This window comes from Lawsonella clevelandensis, from assembly GCF_001293125.1.
Taxonomy (GTDB): Bacteria; Actinomycetota; Actinomycetes; order Mycobacteriales; family Mycobacteriaceae; genus Lawsonella; species Lawsonella clevelandensis.
Genome location: NZ_CP009312.1, coordinates 561,214 through 584,877, shown reverse-complemented (window position 1 = coordinate 584,877; position 23,664 = coordinate 561,214). Strand labels below are relative to the sequence as shown.

The window sequence follows — 23,664 nt, the reverse complement described above, 5'->3', positions numbered from 1 at the left end:
CCCCGTATGCTGGTCTTTGCCCTGGATACGTCCACCCCTGCCGTGACTGCGGGTCTGGTGTCCCTGGAAGAGGAAGCATTCCCTACCACGCTGGCGCGGCGCGTCACTATTAATCCTAAGGCGCACTGCGAGCTCCTCACCCCGCATGTGCTGGAGTGTTGTGCAGATGCCGGGGTTGACCTAGCTGATGTTGACGCCATTGTGGCGGGTACCGGGCCAGGGCCGTTTACTGGTCTGCGGGTAGGGTTGGCCACCGCCACCGCACTAGGCGATGCCCTGCATATTCCGGTCTATGGGGTGTGCAGTTTGGACGCTATTGCTGTTGACACGTGGGATGAGATTCGCCGGGCGGAACTGGCGGCCCGTACGAACCAGGATGAGAGGGTGCTCGCCGCCCAGAAACTCCTGGTGGTGACGGATGCGCGTCGCCGGGAAGTGTATTGGGCAACCTATTCTTTGCAGGGCATTCTGGCTGACGAGGTGCTGGAGACAGCCGATTCCGGCCCACAGGGGGATACTGCACAATTGCTGGCCTGGGCAGTGCCTGCGCGTCTGGATGGCCCAGCCGTCAATAAGCCTGATGATATTTCCGTCACTCGTGTTGCGTGTGTAGCCGGTACTCGCAAGTACCGCAGCAGTTTTCAATGTCCCCATGTGGATGTGGAGTATCCCGACCCTGCAGCGTTGGTGATGGTGGCGCGGGAGCAATTGCTGAGTAGTGCCGCTGCTGCCCCTCTCCAGCCGCTCTACCTTCGTCGCCCCGATGCGGTGCCGCCACGACCCCGCCCCGTATCTGCCGCCATAACCGGTTTGGGGGAAAGAAGTTAGCACGATGACAACCCGTGAATGTCTCTGCCGTATCGGACCGCTCTACTTGGCGGATGCGCCCGCTTGCGCCGAGCTAGAAGCGAATGTTTTTGCCGCAGAAAGTCCGTGGAGTGAGCAGTCTTTCCGAGAAGAGATCAACCAGCCTGCCACTCGCTATCTGGCACTGCGGGTGGCTTCCGCAGAGGATCTGGCGGAGGCGCAGATTGAAGTGGAGCCGTCGCTCGAACCAGGCCAGTTGGTGGGCTTTGCTGGTTGCGGCCAACGGGGCGCCCCAGGGGATTTTCCGGAATATGAGGTACTCACGATTGCGGTAAGTCCGAAGGTGCAAAGCTGCGGCTGGGGCCGTGCGTTGTTCTCGGCATTGTTGGAGGGGACGGAGCAGGGGACAGTCTTTTTGGAGGTTCGCGCGGACAATGAGCGGGCGATTAACTTGTACAAGTCGTGCGGTTTCGAAGTGGTCGGTATCCGCCCGAATTACTACCAGCCGATTGGGACGGATGCTGTCGTCATGCGCCGTCCACCGCTTGTTTCCGAAAGATAGCCCGGCGGCCTTGTGAACCTGCACTACACGCCAGCGGTAACGACTTCTCCAAAGGAGCAGAAAGTGATGAACGACGCGATGACTTCCGCGGCCCGTGACGCAGCTTCGCCACGTGAGGTGATGTCCAGCATTGACCGCACCCAGTGGGCCTCGGGTGATTCGTTTACGGTGTTGGGTCTGGAAAGCTCCTGCGATGAGACCGGTGTTGGTATCGCCCGCGTGACATTACGTGAGGGTGAACCCCTGTTGGTTGAGCTTATCGCTGATCAGGTGGCGTCTTCGATGGAGGAACACCGCCGTTTTGGGGGTGTGGTGCCGGAGATTGCCTCCCGTGCACATTTGGAGGCGCTGGTGCCGACGATGCATGCGGCGTTGGCGGAGGCTGGTATTGAGAAGCCCGATATGGTGGCGGCGACGGTGGGACCTGGTTTGGCGGGTGCATTGTTGGTGGGGGCAGCCGCTGCCAAGGCCTATGCTGCCGGGTGGGGTGTGCCCTTCTATGGGGTGAACCATTTGGCGGGCCATGTGGCAGTGGATGCGTTCCAACATGGGGCGGCGACGAATGCGATTGCTTTGCTGGTGTCCGGCGGCCATACCCAGTTGTTGCGGGTACGGAGCCTCTATGAGCCGATGGAGGAGATGGGCACGACGGTGGATGATGCTGCTGGCGAAGCCTACGACAAGGTGGCACGTTTGCTGGGGCTGGGCTACCCGGGTGGTCCGCTTATTGATGCTTTGGCGAAAGAAGGTAATCCGCAGGCGATTGCATTCCCACGTGGCATGATGCGGCAGCAGGATGACCGCTATAACTTCTCGTTCTCTGGTGTGAAGACGGCGGTGGCGCGGCATGTGGAGACGGTTGAAGCGGCGGGGGAGACGGTGGACGCGGCCGACTTGTGTGCGAGCTTCCAGGAGGCAGTTGCGGATGTGTTGACCGCGAAGGCGCTGCGTGCTTGCCAGGACACTGGGGCGGATACGTTGATTGTGGGTGGGGGTGTGGCTGCCAACTCGCGGCTTCGAGAGCTGGCAGCGGAGCGCTGTGCGAAAGCGGGTATTACATTGCGCGTTCCTAGCCCGCACTATTGCACTGACAATGGGGCCATGATTGCAGCTGCCGCGAGTTATTTGATCGCAAATGGGGCAAACCCGACCCCGCTGACGTGTGCAGCGGACCCGGGTCTACCTGTTGAAGTGTCGTTAGTGCAAGGCTAGTGATAGCCGGAGGGCTGTTTTAGACCTGCAGGAGCGGCATAAGTGCCATGGCGTAGCTTCCGCCTGTGCCGCTTGCTTCGTCCATCAAAGCGGCGAAACTGCCAAAAACGCCAAGAAGGATAAGGGTGAGGGCCAGTACTAGGATGCCGAGGAAGACATAGCTGATGACGAGGGCTGCAATTGCCAGTCCACGCCCGCTACTACCATATTGTTTAATCTGACCGAGCGCGATGTGGCCGCAGATGATGGCAGGGATCACTGTGATGACGGTGAAGAACTGCATCATCGCCAGGACAAAGGCCGCAATTGCAAGGCTGTTTGTGGTTTGGGGGCCAGGCAGATAGGGGTAGCCGCCATTGAGGCTGGGGCCCTGGGGGTAGGTCGGGTAGGGGCCATTCCCATAGTTCCCGTTGGCGTATGGATCGTTGTAGTACACGATGCTCCTCGAATTTAGACGGCAAGTCCGGCTAGTAGAAACACTATGACAGCAATAGTAGCGAGAATGACGGCGAGTGCGATGAAGGCAAGGGGAAGGTAGCCCAGGACGAGACCGGTGACGGCGAGAGAACGTCCTTCCTGGTGCGGTTCGTGGCTGATCTGTTTGAGTGCTAGATGTCCGCATACCACGGCGGCGATAATACTTACTGGCATGAGAATAGGGATGACCCAGCTGACAATTCCCAGGACGAAAGCTGCGATCGCCAGGGTATTAACCGCCGAGGGAGCACGTCCGTACTGTGTAGGAGCGAGTGCAGAGCTATCTGCGGGAATAGGTGGGGAGGGATAGCTTTCCGCAGCAAGCGGATAAATATGTGCCATTGTTGCCCCGTCAGCACTCAGCGGGGGTAATGGCATGGTGGGTGCTGTTGGGTAAGAGCTCTCAGGGGTGCTGTATTTCTCGCCCATCATCATCTCCTTAATGCGGTCTGTCTTCATTAATCAGAACGCTGCGCATGCCCAAATAGTTCCCATGGGGTTAGTTTGTGCTCATAAATCTGCCGAGTTCTTGCCCTGAGAGATGTTGAAGGCTGGCACTCATGAATGTAGAGTGCTAATTAGCACTGAGCGTGCTAGCTACCCGCGACGGTTAGCGTGCTCCTAGCGCATAACGTTGAACTACTGATTGATCTTATGGAGGGTCATCGTGGCGAAAATTAAGCCGCTCGAGGACAAGATTCTCGTTCAAGCCATCGAGGCTGAGACCACCACCGCTTCCGGTCTGGTGATTCCGGATTCCGCTAAGGAAAAGCCGCTCGAGGCAACCGTCGTGGCAGTCGGCCCCGGCCGCTGGGATGAAGACGGCGAACGCCGCATTCCGCTCGACGTCAAGGAAGGCGACATCGTCCTGTACAGCAAGTACGGCGGAACTGAAATCAAGTACGACGGTGAGGAATACCTCATTCTGTCCGCTCGTGATCTGCTTGCTGTCGTCACCAAGTAACGTCAGCCCCATCACCACATAAACCACAGTTTCCGCAGGACACTCACCATGCTGGCGATCCAGTTGTGAGTGCCTGCGGAACTATATCGTGAGGAAGTCATTCAGTGCCTAAGCTCATTGCTTTCCACCAGGACGCCCGCACCAGCCTCCTCCACGGTGTCGACCAGCTCGCCGATACTGTCAAAGTGACGCTGGGGCCGCGCGGTCGTCACGTGGTGCTGCAAAAGCCCATTGGACTGCCGCAGATCGTCAACGACGGCGTCACCATCGCCCGCGAAATCGATCTACCCGATCCCTTCGAGAATCTCGGGGCACAGCTGGTGAAAGCTGTTGCCACCAAGACTAACGATATTGCCGGTGACGGCACCACTACCGCCACCGTCATCGCCCAGCACCTCATACATGAAGGGCTGCGTAACGTCGTTGCCGGTGCCAATCCCATGGAGCTGTCCAAGGGCATCAAACTGGCTGCCGACAAGACCGAAGAGCTTCTCGGCCAGGTTGCCACTCCGGTGGAAACCGACGACGAGATTCGCAATGTCGCCACCGTGTCCTCCCGCGACGAGGAAATCGGTGCCATGGTCGCCCGCGGCATGGAGATCGTTGGCCGCGATGGCGTGATCAGCGTTGATGAAAGCCAGACCACCGAGACGGAAATAGTGCTCACCGAAGGCCTGGAATTCGACAAAGGCTACATTTCTCCCAGCTTCATCACCGACTATGAAGCAGCCCGTGCGGAACTTGAGGACCCCTACATCCTCATCCACCGCAACAAGCTCAGTTCCCTCCCCAACTTGCTGCCACTCCTGGAGAAGGTACTGGCCAGCAAGCGTCCACTGCTCATCATCGCAGAAGACGTGGAAGGGGAAGCTCTCACTGCTCTCGCCATGAACGCCCTCCGCAAGACCCTCAAGGTTGTTGCTGTGAAGGCCCCCTACTTCGGCGACCGCCGCGTGGGCTTCATGCACGATATGGCCGCTGTCACCGGTGCCACCGTTGTCGACCCCGACACCGGTGTGAACTTGGCAGACTCTGGACTGGAAATCCTAGGCAGTGCAAAGCGCGTCACCGTCACCAAGAAGAGCACTCTTATCGTTGATGGTGCCGGCACTCCCGAGGCTGTCGAAGAGCGTCGCCGCCAGCTCCGCACTGAGATCGAGAATTACTCGTCTGAGTGGGACAAGAACAAGATGAAGGAACGTCTCACCAAGATGTCTGGTGGCGTTGCTCTTATCAAGGTGGGTGGCTCTACGGAAGCAGAAGTGACGGAACGCATGATGCGTGTTGATGACGCTATCCATGCCGCCCAAGCTGCTGTCAAGGAAGGCATCATTGCCGGTGGTGGCTCCATTCTCACCCAATTGGCTCCGCAGGTGGAAGAGTTTGCAGAGACTCTCGACGGTGACGTGGCACTGGGTGCCCGTATTCTCGCTAAGTCGCTGAACTCGCCGCTCTACTGGATTGCCAAGAATGCTGGTGAAGACGGTGCCGTAGTTCTCAGCAAGGTACAGGAGATGCAGTCGGGTGAAGGCTATAACGCTGCCACCCGCACTTTTGGAAACCTGCTGGATGCCGGTGTTATCGATCCGGTGATGGTGACGCGTTCTGCCGTCACGAGCGCTGCCTCGGTCGGTCGTATGGTGCTCACCACCGAAATTTCGGTCGTGGATAAGCCGAAGGTGGCTGGTGAAGGGCATGGTGCACACGCCGGACACCATCACCACTAGGTCAGTATCCCCACTCTTTACACCGTAAATATTGTTGCTACCCTCAACCCCGTTGGTTGTTTGTCGGCCGGCTGCCGCATAGTTGCAGCCCGAGTACGGACAACACAGCGGGGTTGAGAAATTCTCCAGCCGCCACCGTAAAGCGGGTAGCCTGAGAACCAACAGAGTTAGTTGGTCCAGAGATCGGCTACCCATAAGGAGGAAGAATGCCCTCGCAGAGTTCACAGCTCACCAAACCGACCTGGCAGTGCGCACAACGCTGGTGGAATGCCGTGGAAGTAGCCGGATTAGGCTACTACGGGGCAGCGACCGAACAACTGTCCTCCGTCATGGAAGACTGCCAGAACCTTCCCTCCCCAGATGGATATCTGCTGGCCTCCCTTTGCCTCTCTTCCCAAGCATCGTGGCAGCGACAGATGGGAAACCACGCCACTGCTGCCACGCTGGACGAGAAAGCTATCGAACTGCTGGCCCAAGATCTCCCCTGCGAGAAGGGCTGCATGCAGGTAGAAACAGCAGCTTACCTACGGCTTTTGGCGCTCGCCGATGCCACCTCCGGACGGGCGGCAGATAGTCTGGGCCTGGACGTCTCCGGCAACGCCCGAACCTTTGTTGACAAGGGGGATGAGGTACTTGTTGCCCTTCACGAGATGAGTTTCCCACCCGAGCTTGAGACTGCCGTTGGTGAAGACCCCACGAATTCCATGTGGGGTTACTGCGGGCTTAATACTCCGCGGGTAGTGATTCGCCACGCGTGGGTGAGTACCGAAGTGGCTATTGCAGAAGACCGTTGGGAACATGCGCAGGCCTGCGCATTGCAAGGGGCTGAACTGTCAGGGGAGTGGTTCTCCGCACGCCATCATGTGAAGTCGTTACTCATTGACGCAGCCGCTTGGTCGGGAACCGACACTGCAGCAGCAGTGAAGAAAGCCGAACGTGCTTACCAGGAAGCGAAAAATGAAGGCTTCGTGCCGCTTCAATGGGCAGCCTCTCTGCTGCTCCGTGATCTTGCCGAGGATGGCAGCGAAGAGGCAACACGCTGGAATGGTACCTGCGAGGAGCTAGAAAAAGAGCTGGTCGAACGCGGGGCAGCCGCTTCTCTCCACTAAACTCCATTATTGTGACAGTATGGGAGCAATAGTTTAGGGTGCTCTCGTAAGCTTGTGCTGGGCCAACTACGCGCCTAGCCCCTAATGTGTGGAGGACAGACAATGGCCGCAGCTGCCGACGATCGCCTGGCTCCCTTGGTGGTTGCCGCGCGCGAAGGTGATGCTGCCGCCACAAATGAGTTGCTACGGGAGATTTTCCCGGCCATTGTGTCCTACTGCCGTGCGCGCATTACATGGGCCACACCGGGATATGCAGCAGCTGATGACGTTGCCCAAGAGATCTGTTTGGCAGTGGTCACTGGGCTTCCCAAGTACCAGGAGCAGGGCTATCCTTTTATGGCCTTCGTTTACGGAATTGCTGCCCATAAAGTTGCGGATGCAAAACGTAACGCTTTCCGTCATCCCAACGATGTTCTAGATGACAGCGCCGACATCCTTGATGAAGGCGAAGGACCGGAAACTCTAGCGCTGCACAACGAGAGTTCTGCCGAGGTGGAGGATCTCCTCAACACGCTTTCTCCATCAGCGCGTGAGATTATCCGTTTGCGTGTCATTGTCGGTATGTCCGCGGCTGAAACAGCGGCAGTGCTGCAGTCCACCCCGGGCGCCGTCCGTGTCGCACAGTACCGGGCCCTCGCCAAGCTCCGGAAGGAGTACGACCGTCGGCGTCGTGTCGCACAGGACGCTGAAGAGGCAGCAATCGCAGCTGCTGCCCCGGCAGTCGAAACCACCACACCGGAGAGCTCTACCGCCTCTAAGAGCGCTCCCCATAGAAGGAAAGGAGGAGAGTAATGGAGCACGATCGCACCACCCCACAGCCGGAATTGACGACGGCACCGGCGCAGCCCACAACGACGGGCGACGACGATTTGTTGGCCCTCCGGGCAGCGGATCGTTACTTCGACTTCCTTGCAGCAGGGCAAACCCCTACTGGTCGCGATGACGTAGCACCAGAGCTCACCTTGCTTTTCACGGACTGGCGCGGCACTATCGGAGCCGCTCCGATTCCTCCCACCCCCACGCTCGATTCTCTGCTGGGTCTCTCGGACGATGTCCCCGCCCCGCAGCCAGCTGCCCACAACGGAGGCGCCGTTGCCGATGCTACAGACAGTACCGTGGTGGATATTCGGAAGCACCCCCGTTTTTCCTCGTGGCGCCGGGAAGCCGTGCGGGCCGTCTCGGGTGCAGCCGCCTTCCTTATCCTGGCGGCGGGTGGCCTTACCATTGCTATTCAGTCGGCCGGTCTTAACGACCCACTGTGGTCGGTTAACCGTGCGCTCTTTACTAGCAACGCAAATGACATTGAACTGGCGACATACCTGAATCAGGACATTGACCGCGCCCGCTCCCTGGCAGATTCAGGCCAGGATCAGGAAGCGCTCCGAGTTCTTGACCGGGTACAAACCAAGATAGACGGTATTGGGGCAGAATCCCGCCGCGTCGATGTGCAGAAGCGGCTGGATGCCACTCGCAAGGAGGTCAGCGGAGCCGACGATCAGTCTCAGGTGAACGGAACCAAGAAGACCCCTAACGGCATAACGTCTCCGGAGAGCACGTCCAGCATCTCTGTGGAGAGGAAGGACCGAGATGAGGCATCCGCGTCAGAAAGTACAAAGGTGTCCGATGTGGAGTCTGCGGAGCACGATTCGTCGGTGGCAGAGAAGCCATCGTCCGTGACGGATAACCTCACCGGTTCCCCCTCGAGCGAGAAGAGTTCCTCTGGTAGTGCACACTCTTCGCAGGTGCAGCCTCAGCGTTCCCCCACAGTGTCATCTCTGGATGAACCTCTCTCGCCGCTTGTGCCACTGCGCTAGCGAGTAGGGTTTTCCCCGTTTTCCCCGCTTTTCCTGCTGCGACTGGGTTAGCACATGCGGAAGGGGTTAGGGGTCTGAAAACGCACGTGGTCACAATACCCTCGGCAGTAATCCCAGGTGACGTATTCGGTGGGATCTGCGTTGAGGAGCGGTTCGTGTGGTTGGCTCGAGCCTTCTGTGAGAAGTTGCTCGTAGATAGCTAGCAGGATCTCCCAGTCGAAGTAGTGAATATCCTGGCAATCGTTGCAGGATTCGGCAATGCCGCGGATGCCGTGGGGGGCCAAAATTGCTTGGAAGAGACGGATATCTTCGAGCTCTTCACACACCTCAGCACTTTCGGTGGGGGTGAGGGCCGCGTGGTGCTCGTGGGGGAGAGCCGGAACGAGCACAGTAGCAGGATCATCGGGCCCGAGGAACGGGTCCGGCGGTAGCTCCAATGGTGCAGGCGGTGTGCCCATAACCTCACGTTAGTTCGCTTTTCTCTGCCCCGCTGGAGAACCATCAGCTTTCACTTCGTAGTTCACCACCTGGGCGGGTATTCTTAGGGGCTAGAACGCTTGATGAGAGTTTCCAGGAGGTACCATGGCGCTTTTTCGGAACACGGTAACTACGGGTGGGGACAATCCCGATAAGGTCGCGATGGTCGGTTTGACCTTCGACGATGTTTTGCTGCTCCCCGCAGAATCGAATGTTATTCCCTCTGGTGTGGACACGTCTACCCAGCTCACCCGCGAAATTCGGCTCCATGTTCCGATTCTTTCCGCTGCCATGGACACGGTGACGGAATCCCGTATGGCTATCGCCATGGCTCGCAATGGTGGTCTCGGTATCCTCCACCGCAACCTTTCCGTCGAGTCGCAGGCCGCCCAGGTTGAGACCGTGAAGCGCTCCGAAGCTGGAATGGTCACCGATCCTGTCACCTGTACTGCCGACATGACCATCAAAGAAGTTGATGATCTGTGTGCCCGTTTCCGTATCTCCGGCCTCCCCGTTGTTGATGACGACGGCAAGCTCGTTGGTATCTGTACCAATCGCGACATGCGCTTCGAAGTTGACCTCAACACCAAGGTGGGGGACATCATGACCCCCATGCCGTTGGTTGTGGCACAAGAGGGCGTCACTGGTGAAGCCGCCCTCAACCTGCTGCGCCGCAATAAGATCGAAAAGCTGCCCATCGTTGACAGCACCAATAAGCTCACTGGCCTCATCACGGTCAAGGACTTCGTCAAGACGGAGCAGTACCCCAATGCCACGAAGGACAACGACGGCCGACTCCGCGTCGGTGCCGGTATCGGTACCAATGAGGATTCCTGGTACCGTGCTCACGCCCTCGTCGATGCTGGCGTGGACGTGCTGGTGGTTGACACCGCTCACGCCCACAATAACCGCGCCCTCGAGATGGTGTCTCGTGTAAAGCAGGAGTTCGGGGATCGCGTACAGGTAATCGGCGGTAACCTCGCCACCCGTGCGGCTGCCCAGGCCATGATTGATGCCGGCGCAGACGCCATCAAGGTCGGTATTGGCCCCGGCTCCATCTGCACCACCCGTGTGGTAGCTGGTGTGGGTGCCCCGCAGATTACCGCCATCATGGAAGCTTCTGCGGCCGCACATAAGGCGGGCGTGCCAATTATCGCCGACGGCGGTATGCAGTACTCGGGTGACATCGCCAAGGCTATTGCAGCCGGTGCCAATGCCGTCATGCTTGGTTCGATGCTGGCCGGTACGCCGGAAGCCCCGGGCGAAATCATGCTCATCAACGGCAAGCAGTTCAAGACCTACCGCGGTATGGGCTCCCTGGGAGCAATGCAAGGCCGTGGTCTCACCGGTGAGAAGCGTTCCTACTCCAAGGACCGCTACTTCCAGGATGACGTACTGGCAGAAGAGAAGCTGGTGCCGGAAGGCATCGAAGGCCGAATTCCGCTGCAAGGCCCGCTGGAGAGTGTCCTCCACCAGATGGTGGGTGGCCTGCGTGCTGCCATGGGCTACACCGGTTCCCACAGCATCGCGGATCTTCACGATGCACAATTCGTTCAGATCACTGCCGCTGGTCTCCGGGAAAGCCACCCGCATGACATTCAGCAGACTGTGGCTGCTCCCAACTATCAGATTCGTTAAGAAGGAGACGACAAAGCTATGCGTGACGTCGTAGAAATCGGAATTGGTCGCGAGGCCGTTCGCACTTATGAACTCGAAGACATTAGCCTGGTGCCCTCGCGCCCTCTCTGCAGCCACCGTGAGGTGTCCCTGGATTGGCGGATGGACGCCTACCAGTTTGACGTTCCCTTTGTCGCCGACGCTTCGGACGCCCTTGCCTCCCCCGAGTTCGTTATCGAAATGGGCAAGAACGGTGGCCTCGGTGTCTTTAACGCAGAAGGCTTGTGGGCCCGCTGGGAGAATGCCGAGGAAAAGATCGCTGAGGTCCGCAAGGCTGCTCTCGAATCTGATGACCCCTCCACCGCAGTGGCTCTGCTGCAGGAGCTCAGCCGCGAACCCATCAAGGAAGAACTCCTCGTCGCCGCAGTGAAAAAGATTCACGATGCTGGCGTGGTGACGGCCGTCCGCGTCTCTCCTCAGCATGCCCGCGAACTCGGTCCGCTGCTGGTACAGGCCGGCATGGATATTCTCTTCGTGCAGGGCACCATGGTGTCTGCCCAGTACGTGTGGGAAGGCGAGGAATTGCCCCTCGACATTAAAGAGCTGGTGCGCGGCACCGATATTCCGGTGGTCGTCGGCGGCTGCGTCAACTACCACACTGCTATGCACCTGATGCGCACCGGCGCGGCCGGTATCGTTGTGGGCTACGGTGCCACTGACGCTATCACCACCACCGGCGAGGTGCTGGGTATCAACGTTGCGATGGCGACCGCTATCGCCGATGCTGCAGCTGCCCGCCGCGACTACATGGAAGAATCCGGCGGCCGCTACGTGCACGTTATCGCCAACGGCGACGTGAACTCCTCCGGTGATATCGCCAAGGCGATTGCCTGCGGTGCTGACGCCGTTATGGCCGGCCCGCTGCTTGCCCAGGCTCAGGAAGCCGCGGGTAAGGGTGTGTACTGGCCGATCGTGGCCGGCCATCCTGCCAACCCGCGTGGTGCCATCGTCCCACTGATGGTCGACTACGAAGCAGATGGCGAAGACTATGAAGGCCCCTCCCTGGAGGTTGTGCTGCACGGTCCGTCCTCTGAGCCATTCGGTACCTGCGACCTGGCCGGTGGCCTGCGTCGCTCAATGGCCAAGTGTGGTTTCACGTCGCTGAAGGAATTCCAGCGCGTCGAACTGACCGTCCACTAACGAGTTCCGCGACCACCAGAAAAGAGACGTACGTTGAACACTCCGCAGCCTGTCCTCGTTGTCGACTTTGGCGCGCAATACTCTCAGCTGATCGCCCGTCGCATCCGCGAGGCCAAGATTTACTCTGAGGTCATTCCGCACACCGCCACCTTGGCGGAGTTCCAGGCCAAGAACCCGGCTGCCATTGTACTGTCCGGTGGCCCTGCATCCGTCTATGCAGACGGTGCCCCCACTATGGATCCGGCCGTGCTAGAGATGGGGGTCCCCGTCTTTGGTATCTGCTACGGCTTCCAGTTCCTCGCCAAGAACCTCGGCGGAGTGGTGTCCAACACCGGCGACCGTGAGTATGGCCGCACCGAGATGAGCCTACAGGGCACTCCCGCAGGCCTGGGGGGCATCCTCCACAGTGGTTTGGAAGCGGAGCACAAGGTGTGGATGAGCCACGGTGATGCCGTGCTGGAGGCACCGGCCGGCTGCACCGTCACTGCCTCTACACCGGGGGCTCCGGTCGCAGCTTTTGAAGACACAGAACGCCGTATCGCCGGTGTGCAGTATCACCCCGAAGTTATGCACTCCCCGCATGGTCAGGAAGTGCTCGTTAACTTCCTCACCAAGGTGGCGGGTCTTTCCCCGGACTGGACCACGGAAAACATTGTGGACCAGCTGGTAGCCCAGGTAAAGGAACAGATTGGTGACACTAGCCGAGCCATCTGTGGCCTCTCTGGCGGCGTGGATTCTGCGGTGGCTGCTGCGCTCGTGCAGCGCGCCATTGGCGATCGCTTGACCTGCGTGTTCGTGGACCATGGTCTGTTGCGGGCAGGTGAAAAGGAACAGGTGCAGCAGGACTTTGTGGCTGCTACTGGTGCTCGACTCGTCACCATTAATGCTGTCGATAAGTTCCTTGCTGAGCTCGATGGCGTCACCGATCCAGAAGCGAAGCGCAAGACCATCGGTCGGCTTTTCATCCGTTCCTTCGAAGATGCCGTCAGTGAGGTTCTCGGCGAGAGTGCCGTGGAAGGCGCCACTGTCGACTTCCTGGTACAAGGCACGCTCTACCCGGATGTAGTGGAATCCGGTGGTGGTGCTGGTACTGCCAACATCAAGTCCCACCATAACGTGGGCGGTCTGCCAGAAGACCTCGAATTTACTCTATGCGAGCCGCTCCGCCTGCTCTTCAAGGATGAAGTGCGTGCAGTGGGCCGCGAGCTGGGGCTACCGGAGGTCATTGTGGGCCGCCAGCCGTTCCCCGGCCCCGGTTTGGGTATTCGTATCGTCGGCGCCATCACCCGTGAGCGACTGGAGATTCTCCGGGCAGCAGACGAGATTGCCCGCACCGAACTTACCAACGCTGGGCTCGACAACGAGATCTGGCAGTGCCCGGTGGTACTGCTAGCCGATGTTCGTTCAGTGGGCGTGCAGGGAGATGGCCGTACCTACGGCCATCCCATTGTGCTACGCCCGGTGAGCTCCGAGGACGCGATGACTGCTGATTGGACGCGCATTCCCTACGATGTGCTTGAGCGTATCTCTACCCGCATCACCAATGAGGTACCGGAGATTAACCGCGTGGTGTTGGACTGCACGTCCAAGCCGCCGGGAACTATCGAGTGGGAGTAGTGGCGAGCGCGTCTCCACTCTCTCTTTAGACCACCGTCACCCCATCTGGCCCTGAGTTCCATCACTCGGCTAGATGGGGTGACGTGTATGTGGCGGCTCTGCTGGTGGCGCGGGCGCGTGCAGCATTGCGTCAGGCGGGGGTTTGATCAGCCGTCGCGGCCACAATATTTTGTGACTGAGTTGGGTGCAGGCTATCGGCGTGTTCTTGAGGTTGAGATGTTGTGTGCAGCTGAGGGGGGGCGGTTTCTGTGAGGTGGTAAAGGTGTTCTTAGTGTGGTGGAGCCGCACTGGCGGAGTTGCTGTGTTACTGTGCGGAGTGCTTCGACGGGGTGGAACGCTAGGCGATACGTGCAGTCAGTACTGCAAAGTAACCTTCTCCCAAACCTTCTCGTACCTCTTGCTGGTCGAGAGGATTGCTGAGGTCGTCTGCCCAACTAAAGACGGTCTGGCGTGTGTCTTCCACGGTGAATCAGGCAGTCTGTAGAGCTGCCACCATATCTGCGGAGCTGCGGAAGGAGATGCCGGCGAAGTATGGGCTGTCTGCGTGGCTGGCGCGGCGTTCTGCGCCTACTGGGGTATTCCAATCGAGCATGCCTACCACCAGTGTGCCGTCGGGGGTGAGAACGCGCTTGGCTTCTGCCAGAGCGGCGGGAAGGTCGACGTACCCGCCCACGGTAATGAAGAAGACGGCATCAAAAATGTTGTCGCCATAGGGGAGGTCCTCGGCGCTCGCCTGTTCTACGCGGATACCATGGTCACGGGCGCGCTCGAGCATCTTTGTGGAAGGGTCAACGCCGTTCTGAATTTCCAGCTCGGTTGCGAAAAGCCAGTGCCGACACCTACCTCGAGGGCATTGTCGAAATTGGGGAGGACTTGGCGTAGGGCGTGGAATTCTGATGCCACAATGGCGGCGTTATCAACGAACCAGTGATCGTAGTCGGAAACAAGGTTGTCATATTGTGTAGTCGGTGTGGGGGTGCTCATAAAGTCACGCTTCCTCAGTTCGAACTAGGTTCTCCATATGGGTCAACATCTCGCGTACCACCGTTATCCCAGTTGAGTTAGCTGAGTCACATTATTTGTTTCTACCGATTTTTACCGATACAGGTAGGGTATAAGAAGCATTCCTACATTATTAGTACAACTGCAAGGAGCGATGATGAGGTCATCCGGGCGCCGTCCCCTCACCATTGTCTTTGTGACAGACATGTTTGACGTTGAGAAGAACGGTATTGTCACGTCAGCACGGCGGATGTGTGCGCAGCTTCGCTCTCAGGGACACACTGTCCGTGTTGTTTCCGCAGGTACTAAGAACATAGCAGCGTCGGGGGATGAAGATTCCACGAAGGCGCACGTGCGACAACTGGGGGATGACGTTGATGACGATCTAGAGGATCGTTATGTTGTTCGCGAGCTCCATATTCCGGTGGTAAATCGATTCGCGAAGAAGCAAAGCTTTGTGTTCGGCACTCCCAAGATCTCGACCTTGCGTGAGGCTTTTGAAGATGCCGACGTAGTGCATTTCTTCATGCCGATGATGCTGGAGCAAGTGGGTGTGCGCGTTGCTAAACGGATGGGGCTTCCCGTTACTGCCGCGTTCCATATCCAGCCGGAAAACATTACCTACAACATCAGCCCGCGTCTGCAGGGGGTGGACTGGGCTGCTAACCGTGTATACAAAGTTCTGTACGAGATTTTCTACGACTCGTTCCCCTTTATCCACTGTCCCACCGAATTCATTAAGGAACAGCTGGTCGCCAATGGGTACGACAAGCACGCTGAACTTGTCGTCATTTCTAACGGGGTGGGAGACCGGTTCCATCCGCCGGTTCCAGATCGTCGTGTCTTCCCTCTTTATAAGGGCACATTCGACATTTTGATGGTGGGACGGCTGTCTCCTGAAAAGAACCAGAAGGTTCTTATTCGTGCGGTGCAGCTCTCTCGCTACGCGGAGTACATTCGCATCTTCTTCGCTGGGGGCGGAGCGGATCGGAAGATGCTGCAGAGCATGGGAAGTGTGCTGCCCCACCCTCCCAGTATTCACTACTATTCGCAAGATGAGCTGCTCAAACTGATGCACTCGTGCGATTTGTATGTGCATACCGCTTCGGTGGAGATTGAAGCCATTTCCTGTTTGGAGGCTGTTGCAACGGGTTTAGTCCCTCTCATCGCAAATTCTCCGAAGTCTGCGACTCGGCAATTTGCGCTCGATGAGCGTAGCCTCTTTATCAATAATGATCCGCGCGACTTGGCGCGCCAGATCGACTACTGGATTGAGCACCCGGTGCAGCGTATCCAGATGTCGAAGGTTTATGCAGAATCGGCGAATGACTATCGGATGGCTGAGTGTGGCCGGAAGATGGAGGAAATGTTGTATGCGGCTGTGGAGCAGCATCAAAGATAATATTTTCCGCTTTGCTTTTGGGCCTGCGACGGTGGGGGTTCTCCGACTGCTGACGCGTGTGCGGCTTATCGGGCGTTCTAACGCGATGCGTTTTCGTGGATTGACGAAACATCGCGGTGGAATCGTGGTCTGCAACCACACGCACTACCTCGACTCTGCGTTCGCCGTGTGGGCACTGTGGCCGCGTCGTCTCTGGTTTACTTCACAAGCGCAGAACTTTTCCCTGCCGGTAGCGGGCCGCATTCTCTCTTTCTGGGATGTGGTGGGTGTTGTCAGCGGGGAGGGCGGCAAAGAGCTGTTTAATGCCCAGGTGGGAGTGTTGCTCCATGAGGGGAAATCGGTGGTGATTTACCCGGAGGGTAATCTCCGTTCCTTCGAGAAAGAGCTGCAGCCTTTCCATAAGGGTGCATTCCATGTGGCGATCACGGAGCAGGTCCCCATTCTTCCTATTGTGGCGGTTCCCGAAACCCGCAAAATGTGGTGGGGGGATCTGCGGCGTGGCATGCGCGTGGAAGTGTTGCCGCCGGTCTATCCTCCGTCCTATCCTGCCGAAGATGAGTATGTGGCGGCAGTAACAGCGTTGCGGGACCAAGTTTTTCAAATGATGTCAACCCGAATGGCTGCCGAGAATTAATTTCCCTCCCCCTTCTCTCCTTACTCCTTGACCGCCTCTCTTTTCGAAAGTATGTTCTACTATGAGGGGAGTGAAAAGGTCTGGAGAGAAGGGGTGGAGAATGTGCATGCTATAACATCGTCGCAGGTTGAGACGACAATGCGGAACGCTGTAGAGGGAATGTCGCAGGCAGAGACAATTGCGTTTTTGCGGCAACGAATGACGGTGATGGAAAGTGCATCGCGGCACCGTTTCACGGTGGCAGAGGGGGCCGGTTCTTCTGTTGGCACTCTCGCGATGGGGCACTCTTCAGTGTCTGCTGTGGCGGACACCTCGTCTTCTTTAGGAGTGGTGACGGGACGCTCGTACGATCCTGCCGATAACACGCTCAGGCTGGCAGCCCCGTGGTCGGAGATGCTCGGACCGCAGGGGATTCCCCGCGGGGCGGTGTCTTGCCTGAGTGGCTCACGGCAGGGGTTACTGGGGGTGGTGGCGGCTGCCAGCGTGAACCACAGTGTGGCCCTTGTGGGTTTTCCCGCAGTGGGGTGGTCTGCAGCTGTGGAAATGGGAGCGTGTAGCTCCAACCTCATCTGGGTACCGCATCCCGGCAGTGATGTAGCTGGCCCCTGCATGATCCTCGCAGCCGGTTTCGATCTTGTGGTTGCCGACTTTGCCGATTTCTCTCCTACTCCCCGGAGATGCCGCACCTATGAGAGTTCTCTACGGCATTCTGTGGGCACCCTCATAGCAGTGGACTGTGTGTGGCCGCAGACAGCCTTGGCTATTCATACCAGCCAAGTGTCGGCAGCCGGGTTACAGCACGGGTATGGCCGTATCGCCACTGTCACGTTAGATGTGGCAGTCTCGCGAAGGTACCAGCAAACACGGCGCTACCAGTGGAGCATTGGACGGAACCATTACGGTGCTCACCAACCAGTACAGAGGCTTCACTCAGCGGGTGGGGAGCTGACGGAGTGTCAGCATGTCAGTTAAATCACAGCGCGTTATTGCCTGTCTTTTTCCCGATTGGCCGGCCACCGCACTGTTGCTCGACACAGAGAGGGACCTCTCTACCCCTGTTGTCATTGTCGATAATTATCAGGTGACGGCGGTGAACGTGCGCGCACGGCAGTACGGCATCCAGGTGGGCATGCGCCAGCGGGATGCGCATTCTCGTTGCTCAGAAGTGCTTCTCGCTACACATGATGATGACCGTGACGCCCGCTGGTTTGAACCGGTCATACAGCGCTGCAATACCGTCACCCCCCATATGGAAGTGCTACGCCCCGGGCTCATTGTGGTTTCTGCACAGAGTGTGGCGTCTTTTTACGGGGGAGAGGAAGCAGCCTGTGAGGTGTTAGCCACGGAGATGGAGCAGGCTGGGGTGGAGTGTCTGGTGGGCAGCGCAGACAGTATGGAGGCCGCGGTATGGGCAGCTGCCCGGAGTGTACTGGTGCCAGTAGGACAGACTCCACATTTCCTACATAACCTGCCAATACGTGTGTTGGCAGAAGAAAGTGCTCTGCCGTTCTTTTCGCAACGGTGCCATATGGCGGCGATGTTGGCGCGTATGGGAGTGCAGACAATGGGGCAATTTGCTCACTTGCCAAGACCAGATGTTGTGCAGCGCTTCGGAAATGATGCACGAGACATTCATTCCATGGCTTGCGGTGAGCCGCTCCGTGCAGTCCTTCCGCACCCCGCAGAAGTGAGCTCCACCGTACAACACACCTGCGAGCCGCCCCTCTGTCGTATCGACGAGGCAGCCTTCCTCGCACGTCGCCTCGCAGTTGAGCTACATGAACAACTCGTCGCCCAAGACCTCTGCTGCCACACAGTAGAGGTGGGAGCCTGTACTACGGACGGAGTAGAACTGGTACGCACCTGGCGGTGTAGTGAACCACTCAGCTCCACCGCCATGGCCGACCGGATGCGATGGCAGCTGGAAGGGTGGCTAACCGCCGGCACTCTCACTGCAGGGCTACAACAGGTGTGGATGCGTCCCCTCGATGTGATGGGGGCAGGGCACCAACAGTCAGATCTGTGGAGTGGAGTCAGCGATCGAGAGATGACACGCCGCCGGTGCCTCACTCGTGTCCAAGGGATGCTGGGAGAAAACGATGTGCTCAGTGCTGTTCCCAGTGGAGGATGGGGGCCCAACGACGCAGTCTCGTGGGTGCCGTATGGGGATGCCCCCGCCGTCCGCCAGCAGCAACGCGCTGCTGCCCCGTGGGAAGGCAGGATGCTATGCCCCCTCCCTGCCACTATTGCGCAGCGACCCGTCACCCTCCTGGATAGCTCCCGTCACAGTGTCGGGGTGACGGGACGAGGTGTGATGACGGCTGCGCCTGCCTATCTGGAGGATCAAGGACGCCCCTCTTCCATTACGAATTGGGCGGGTCCGTGGACTTTTGACGATAAATGGTGGGAGGATAACCCTGTTCGCTGTGCGCGTATTCAGGTTCAGACCAGTAGAAATGAACTTTTTCTGCTCGTGATTCGAGAAAAGAGGTGGTACATCGAAGGGGAGTACTGAGAAACTACAAAGGAGAAAAGTTCTCTCCCCGTCAGTGTGTAGCGGGAAGGAACGCTAAAAGGAGGTCTGATGGCAGATTCTGCCCCGAATTTTTTCGGCCGCCTCGACCCGCCGGTAATTCCCGCTATGGAACAGTGTGCGACAACTACGGATGCTCCTCTCACTGGCGCCCTGGTGCGCTGCTCCAGCCGTGCTGATGAGCCTCTCCCCGGAACCGCCCCCTATGTTGCACATGGGTGGATTCTCATTGAGCACACGGGTGCGTGGAGTCACGATATTTTCGATGGCGAAACAGTTCTGCCCGAGGTTAGTGCAGCATTGAAAGACTATGCCGACACCTACGGCATGCGGATTGCCTTCATTCGTCGGCATGGCCGCCAAGGACACTGTGCCATTGAGCGACGGCGTATCTACATCTCCCCCTCCCTCGATGGACTGCCTGAACTGTGGACGGGAAGTATTGTCCACCTGCGAGATATCCTGCGGTGGGACCCCCTGTCCCCAGCTCTCTTTGGGTGTACCCGCTGTGCACCTATCTCCGTCGTGTGTACACATGGCAAGCGAGACCGGTGTTGCGCTATTAATGGGCGGCCTGTGGCCGATGCCCTCGATAAATACAGTCGCGAAAACTGGGGAGAGGAGCCGGCGATATGGGAAATCTCCCATATCGCTGGGCATCGCTTCGCCCCGGCATTCATGACACTGCCGGGAAACTACATGTACGGCCGACTTACCCCAGAAGAAGCCATCGCAGTCGCTAGTGCAGCCCGTCACGGTTACGTTGACCTCACAAAACTACGGGGACGGACGTCCCTTGATGCTCCCGCGCAGGCGGCCGAATTGGTGGTTGCGCAAATTCTTGCGCGAGAAGCCCAGCTGCTCACCCCCGGTTTGTTGAAGGCTACGACACTGGTAAAGAGGACATTGCCGCGTGGGGGAGATGAGGCGGAAGTGCGCGTCATCCATCCTGAGGGAAGGGTGTGGAACGTGGTACTGCGAACTATCCAGTTACCTTCCCGTCCACAAAGTTGTGGGGCCCGCCCCAAGCCGTGCTGGAGTTGGCAGCTGTACTCACTGAACGAAGTGTCAGAGTAGCGCGCTAGCGCTGGGTTCCTTCCATTGAAATGTGGTGCACCTTCGACATACTATTCGAACATAGTTTCGATTATGGTATGGGAAGTGACATATGGATCCGCAGCCTTCGGCACAGCGTCCCACCACGCTTTATGCCGAGCTACATGCACACAGCTCCTTTACCTTCTCCCATAGTGCCGCCACTCCCCAACATATGGTAGAGACCGCGTGGAAAGCAGGGCTCAGCACCATCGCTCTCCTAGAACGTGACGGCCTCTACTCCGCCGTCCAAGTGGCAGAAACTGTGCGTGACCTCACCGAGGACATGCAGGCAGGTCTTCTCCCTCACCGCTCTCCTCTTGGCACCGCCTTCGGGGCAGAACTCACCCTCAGCAGTACTCACCAGCGAGACGATCCCACTGCCGAAATTGTTCCCATCCTCGTACGCAATGTCGATGGCTACCGTGCTCTCTCACACCTCATCGGGGAAGCATATTTGCGGGCTGGCGATAAAGACCATGTGCACTACGACCAGTCGGAACTTCTCGACTTTGTGCGTGCAGGGCACTGCTGGGTCCTTACCGGTGGGCCCGGCAGTCTCCTACGACAGGCCCTCGACAGCTCCGGCATTACCGACGCAGCAGCAGAACTCACCCGCTGCATAACGCGTTATGGAGCAGATAACGTCGTGGTAGAACTTGTGTATAGCGGGCGAATGGGAGAATGCGAGCGCAATGATGCACTCGTTGAAATCTGCGAGAGCCACCAGCCACCCGTGGCCTATATTGCCACGTCTTGCCCTGCGATGGGAACACCCCGCGAGGGGAGAACTGCTGCCGCCGTACAAGCCTTGGGCGCCTACCGTACAGTGGAAGAGAATGCTGGATACATTCATCCGGGTGGAGCTGCGTTCCTTCATACCCCCCAGGAGATGTCCACTCTAGCGGGGCCGCATCAGCGGGCCCTTACTGCTGCTGCTCGTATTGGTACAGAATGTGCTTTTAACCTGCATCTTGTCTCGCCGGGGTTACCGCCTTTCCCAGTTCCCCCTGGTGAGGATGAAAATAGCTACCTGCGCGCTCTCACCCTAGCGGGAGCACGGCGGCGTTATCGCGGAAAAGACAGTGAAGAGGCGGCTCTACAGCAGATCACGTATGAGCTCGAGATTATTCGTCAACTCGACTTCCCCGGTTACTTCCTCATCGTCAACGATATTGTCCAGTTCTGTCGGGACCACCATATTCTCTGCCAAGGCCGCGGCTCCGCCGCCAACTCTGCTGTCTGCTACTGTCTCGGCATCACAGCTGTCGACCCCATTGCCAACCAACTCCTTTTTGAGCGTTTTCTTTCACCGGAGCGAGATGGACCACCAGATATTGACGTGGATATCGAGTCGCAGCGGCGGGAAGACATCATCCAGTACGTTTACCGGCGCTACGGACGCCGTAACGCCGCACAAGTCGCTAACGTCATCACTTACCGCCAGCGATCCGCAGTACGTGATGCTGCCCGCGCCCTCGGATATCCTCCGGGGCAACAGGACGCCTGGAGTAAAAAAGTAAGCCGCCTGTACTCCATCCCCCACGCCACCGAACAGGACCCCGATCCCTGTGCTGGTATCCCACCACTGGTGCAGAGCCTAGCCGCAGGCTTCCACCGCATACCGCAACACATGAGCATTCATTCCGGCGGCATGGTGATCTGCGATAGACCCGTCACCGATGTTGTTCCTGTCGAGTGGGGGAGAAGGCCAGGCCGCAGTGTCGTGCAATGGGATAAAGACGACTGCGCAGCAGTGGGACTCGTCAAGTTTGACCTCCTCGGGCTCGGTATCCTCACAGCTCTTCGACACTGCCTAGACCTCCTCAAAGAAGAAAAAGAGGACGATAAGGAACTCACCGACATTCCCATGGACGACCCTGCCGTGTATCGCATGCTGCAACAAGCAGATACCGTGGGCGTCTTCCAAGTGGAATCGCGAGCACAAATGAACACACTGCCGCGGCTGCGTCCCCGCAACTTCTTCGATCTTGTCGTCGAAGTGGCACTTGTACGCCCGGGGCCCATCCAAGGCAATTCCGTTCACCCCTACATTCGTCGCCGTAACGGGAGCGAACCCGTCACCTTCGACCATCCCTGTCTTGAAGCAGCCCTTGGGAAAACCCTCGGCATTCCACTTTTCCAAGAACAACTCATGGAAATTGCACAAGCCGCAGCAGGATTTAACGGGGGAGAAGCAGACCAGCTACGACGCGCCATTGGTTCCAAACGATCCGCAGAAAAAATGGAACGCATAAAGGCGCGCTTTTTCGCGGGGATGCGGGAACGGCATGGCATCGGAGCCGCCCCTGGTGAGGCGCCTGGGCCGTTAGCAGAACCGGACTGGCAACCGTGCCCGCGCGAGATCGGAGAACGCCTCTGGGAGAAAATGAAAGCATTCTCTGCCTACGGTTTTCCCGAAAGTCATGCGCAATCATTCGCCTCTCTCGTCTACTACTCCGCCTGGTTCAAATGCCACTATCCCGCCATCTACTGCGCTGCCCTCCTCCGCAGCCAACCTATGGGTTTCTACTCCCCCCAATCGCTAGTGCAGGATGCCCAACGGCACGGTGTTCGCGTCCACCCCGTCGACATCCACCACAGCGATGTCGAGGCCACCTGTGAACAACACGGTGAGGAACTACGGCTAGGGCTCACCTCCGTACGTGGATTCGGGAAAGACCCTGCCAGCCGTTTAGTTACTGCTCGGCAGGAAGATGGGCCCTTCAGCTCCATCGCAGATCTGGTCCTGCGCGCCGGGCTCACCACCGAACAGGTGGAATCCCTGGCGCTTGCGGGAGCTTTAGACTGTCTCACCCAACAACAGGGGGGTGCAGGACGACACGAGGCGCTGTGGCGTGCCGGGGTGGAAGCACAAACACACCCTGCCTACTTACCCGGCATTACCGTCACCACCGCACCGCATCTACCCGGAATGAGTGCATGGGAAATTGCCATGGCGGACTATGTCAGTACCGGCATCTCCACCTACCCCACAGTATTCCTGCGGAAAAGCCTCACGGAGCAGGGAGTGACCTGTGCGCGGGATCTATTTGCGCAACCCAATGGGCAGCGAGTCCGCATTGCCGGAGTGGTCACCCACCGCCAACGCCCCCCTTCAGCAGGGGGAGTGACGTTCCTTAGCATGGAGGATGAAACAGGGCTCATGAACGTTATCTGTTCTGCGGGATTGTGGAAACGATACCGGGCTATTCTCACGCAATCGACAGCACTGGTGGTGCGTGGTCTTGTCGATAGCGCGGAGGGAGCGGTGAGTATCGTGGCTGACAAGATTGAACCGCTCGATGTTGGATGGGTAGTACCATCCCGTGACTTCCGGTAGAGCAGTTGTGCTGCACATTACCGGTGACAAACGAAAACCCCCAGGTGAAGGCAGTGAATGCTTTCCACCCGG

General features: G+C 58.3%; 22 protein-coding genes. 17 read left to right on the top strand and 5 right to left on the bottom strand.

From position 1 onward, the window contains the following. Nucleotides 1-6: 6 nt before the first annotated feature. From tsaB to tsaD, 3 genes are all read left to right on the top strand, one after another. Nucleotides 7-828, top strand: a complete 822-nt coding sequence (gene tsaB, locus IY73_RS02585) for a tRNA (adenosine(37)-N6)-threonylcarbamoyltransferase complex dimerization subunit type 1 TsaB (RefSeq protein WP_053961682.1) — start codon at nucleotides 7-9, stop codon at nucleotides 826-828. Between the two features lie 4 nt (nucleotides 829-832). Continuing rightward, on the top strand, nucleotides 833-1,369 hold the full coding sequence (locus IY73_RS02580; protein WP_053978781.1) for a GNAT family N-acetyltransferase: 537 nt from the start codon (nucleotides 833-835) through the stop codon (nucleotides 1,367-1,369). A gap of 120 nt (nucleotides 1,370-1,489) precedes the next feature. After that, nucleotides 1,490-2,581, top strand: coding sequence for a tRNA (adenosine(37)-N6)-threonylcarbamoyltransferase complex transferase subunit TsaD (tsaD, locus tag IY73_RS02575; protein WP_053962661.1), 1,092 nt, complete (start codon nucleotides 1,490-1,492; stop codon nucleotides 2,579-2,581). Nucleotides 2,582-2,600: 19 nt separating this feature from the next. On the opposite strand, the gene IY73_RS02570 is transcribed toward tsaD, so the two are convergent. Continuing rightward, entirely contained in the window at nucleotides 2,601-3,017 is a 417-nt protein-coding gene (locus IY73_RS02570) for a DUF4190 domain-containing protein (RefSeq protein WP_053961680.1), read from the bottom strand. 14 nt (nucleotides 3,018-3,031) lie between these two features. Further along, the gene (locus IY73_RS02565; protein WP_082346534.1) at nucleotides 3,032-3,517 is read right to left on the bottom strand and encodes a DUF4190 domain-containing protein; all 486 of its coding nucleotides are present in this window, start codon (nucleotides 3,515-3,517) and stop codon (nucleotides 3,032-3,034) included. Nucleotides 3,518-3,722: 205 nt separating this feature from the next. Between IY73_RS02565 and groES the strand changes: the two genes are divergently transcribed. The 5 genes from groES (at nucleotide 3,723) to IY73_RS02540 (ending at nucleotide 8,672) form a co-directional block, all read left to right on the top strand. Further along, nucleotides 3,723-4,022, top strand: a complete 300-nt coding sequence (groES, locus tag IY73_RS02560; RefSeq protein ID WP_053962660.1) for a co-chaperone GroES — start codon at nucleotides 3,723-3,725, stop codon at nucleotides 4,020-4,022. Nucleotides 4,023-4,126: 104 nt separating this feature from the next. Next, a complete protein-coding gene (gene groL, locus IY73_RS02555) occupies nucleotides 4,127-5,749 on the top strand; it encodes a chaperonin GroEL (protein WP_053961678.1) in 1,623 nt (540 codons plus the stop codon). A 206-nt stretch (nucleotides 5,750-5,955) separates the two neighbouring features. Next, on the top strand, nucleotides 5,956-6,858 hold the full coding sequence (locus tag IY73_RS02550; RefSeq protein ID WP_053978779.1) for a hypothetical protein: 903 nt from the start codon (nucleotides 5,956-5,958) through the stop codon (nucleotides 6,856-6,858). 102 nt (nucleotides 6,859-6,960) lie between these two features. Then, complete coding sequence (gene shbA, locus IY73_RS02545) at nucleotides 6,961-7,650, top strand: RNA polymerase sigma factor ShbA (RefSeq protein WP_063665742.1); 690 nt, start codon at nucleotides 6,961-6,963, stop codon at nucleotides 7,648-7,650. Continuing rightward, entirely contained in the window at nucleotides 7,650-8,672 is a 1,023-nt protein-coding gene (locus tag IY73_RS02540) for a hypothetical protein (protein WP_053978778.1), read from the top strand. Before shbA ends, IY73_RS02540 begins: the two co-directional genes overlap by 1 nt. Nucleotides 8,673-8,719: 47 nt before the next feature. Here the strand turns inward: IY73_RS02540 and IY73_RS02535 are convergent, their stop codons facing one another. Continuing rightward, on the bottom strand, nucleotides 8,720-9,130 hold the full coding sequence (locus IY73_RS02535) for a DUF5319 family protein (RefSeq protein WP_053961675.1): 411 nt from the start codon (nucleotides 9,128-9,130) through the stop codon (nucleotides 8,720-8,722). A gap of 124 nt (nucleotides 9,131-9,254) precedes the next feature. Between IY73_RS02535 and guaB the strand changes: the two genes are divergently transcribed. Genes guaB through guaA form a run of 3 tightly spaced genes read left to right on the top strand, consistent with a single transcriptional unit; the run spans nucleotide 9,255 to nucleotide 13,583 of the window. Next, nucleotides 9,255-10,787 carry an IMP dehydrogenase gene (guaB, locus tag IY73_RS02530; protein WP_053961674.1) on the top strand — a complete coding sequence of 511 codons (1,533 nt, stop codon included), beginning with the start codon at nucleotides 9,255-9,257 and terminating at the stop codon, nucleotides 10,785-10,787. 18 nt (nucleotides 10,788-10,805) lie between these two features. Further along, on the top strand, nucleotides 10,806-11,966 hold the full coding sequence (locus IY73_RS02525) for a GuaB3 family IMP dehydrogenase-related protein (protein WP_053961673.1): 1,161 nt from the start codon (nucleotides 10,806-10,808) through the stop codon (nucleotides 11,964-11,966). A gap of 33 nt (nucleotides 11,967-11,999) precedes the next feature. Next, nucleotides 12,000-13,583 carry a glutamine-hydrolyzing GMP synthase gene (guaA, locus tag IY73_RS02520; protein ID WP_053961672.1) on the top strand — a complete coding sequence of 528 codons (1,584 nt, stop codon included), beginning with the start codon at nucleotides 12,000-12,002 and terminating at the stop codon, nucleotides 13,581-13,583. 337 nt (nucleotides 13,584-13,920) lie between these two features. On the opposite strand, the gene IY73_RS08725 is transcribed toward guaA, so the two are convergent. Together IY73_RS08725 and IY73_RS02515 are read right to left on the bottom strand one after the other, a co-directional pair. Beyond that, nucleotides 13,921-14,046 carry a hypothetical protein gene (locus tag IY73_RS08725; RefSeq protein WP_257720272.1) on the bottom strand — a complete coding sequence of 42 codons (126 nt, stop codon included), beginning with the start codon at nucleotides 14,044-14,046 and terminating at the stop codon, nucleotides 13,921-13,923. A gap of 6 nt (nucleotides 14,047-14,052) precedes the next feature. Further along, nucleotides 14,053-14,388, bottom strand: coding sequence for a class I SAM-dependent methyltransferase (locus IY73_RS02515; protein WP_257720273.1), 336 nt, complete (start codon nucleotides 14,386-14,388; stop codon nucleotides 14,053-14,055). Nucleotides 14,389-14,739: 351 nt separating this feature from the next. Between IY73_RS02515 and IY73_RS02510 the strand changes: the two genes are divergently transcribed. From IY73_RS02510 to IY73_RS02485, 6 genes are all read left to right on the top strand, one after another. After that, nucleotides 14,740-15,987 (top strand): glycosyltransferase, encoded by a 1,248-nt coding sequence (locus IY73_RS02510; protein WP_063665741.1) that lies wholly within the window; start codon nucleotides 14,740-14,742, stop codon nucleotides 15,985-15,987. Then, nucleotides 15,959-16,621, top strand: a complete 663-nt coding sequence (locus IY73_RS02505) for a lysophospholipid acyltransferase family protein (protein ID WP_053978776.1) — start codon at nucleotides 15,959-15,961, stop codon at nucleotides 16,619-16,621. The genes IY73_RS02510 and IY73_RS02505 overlap by 29 nt, the downstream gene beginning before the upstream one ends. A gap of 138 nt (nucleotides 16,622-16,759) precedes the next feature. Further along, nucleotides 16,760-17,593, top strand: coding sequence for a hypothetical protein (locus tag IY73_RS08290; protein ID WP_148417494.1), 834 nt, complete (start codon nucleotides 16,760-16,762; stop codon nucleotides 17,591-17,593). Beyond that, a complete protein-coding gene (locus IY73_RS02495) occupies nucleotides 17,583-19,136 on the top strand; it encodes a DNA polymerase Y family protein (protein WP_053961662.1) in 1,554 nt (517 codons plus the stop codon). The genes IY73_RS08290 and IY73_RS02495 overlap by 11 nt, the downstream gene beginning before the upstream one ends. A gap of 69 nt (nucleotides 19,137-19,205) precedes the next feature. Continuing rightward, entirely contained in the window at nucleotides 19,206-20,231 is a 1,026-nt protein-coding gene (locus IY73_RS02490) for a sucrase ferredoxin (RefSeq protein ID WP_053978775.1), read from the top strand. 91 nt (nucleotides 20,232-20,322) lie between these two features. After that, nucleotides 20,323-23,592, top strand: coding sequence for an error-prone DNA polymerase (locus IY73_RS02485; protein ID WP_053978774.1), 3,270 nt, complete (start codon nucleotides 20,323-20,325; stop codon nucleotides 23,590-23,592). The last annotated feature ends 72 nt before the right edge of the window (nucleotides 23,593-23,664 follow it).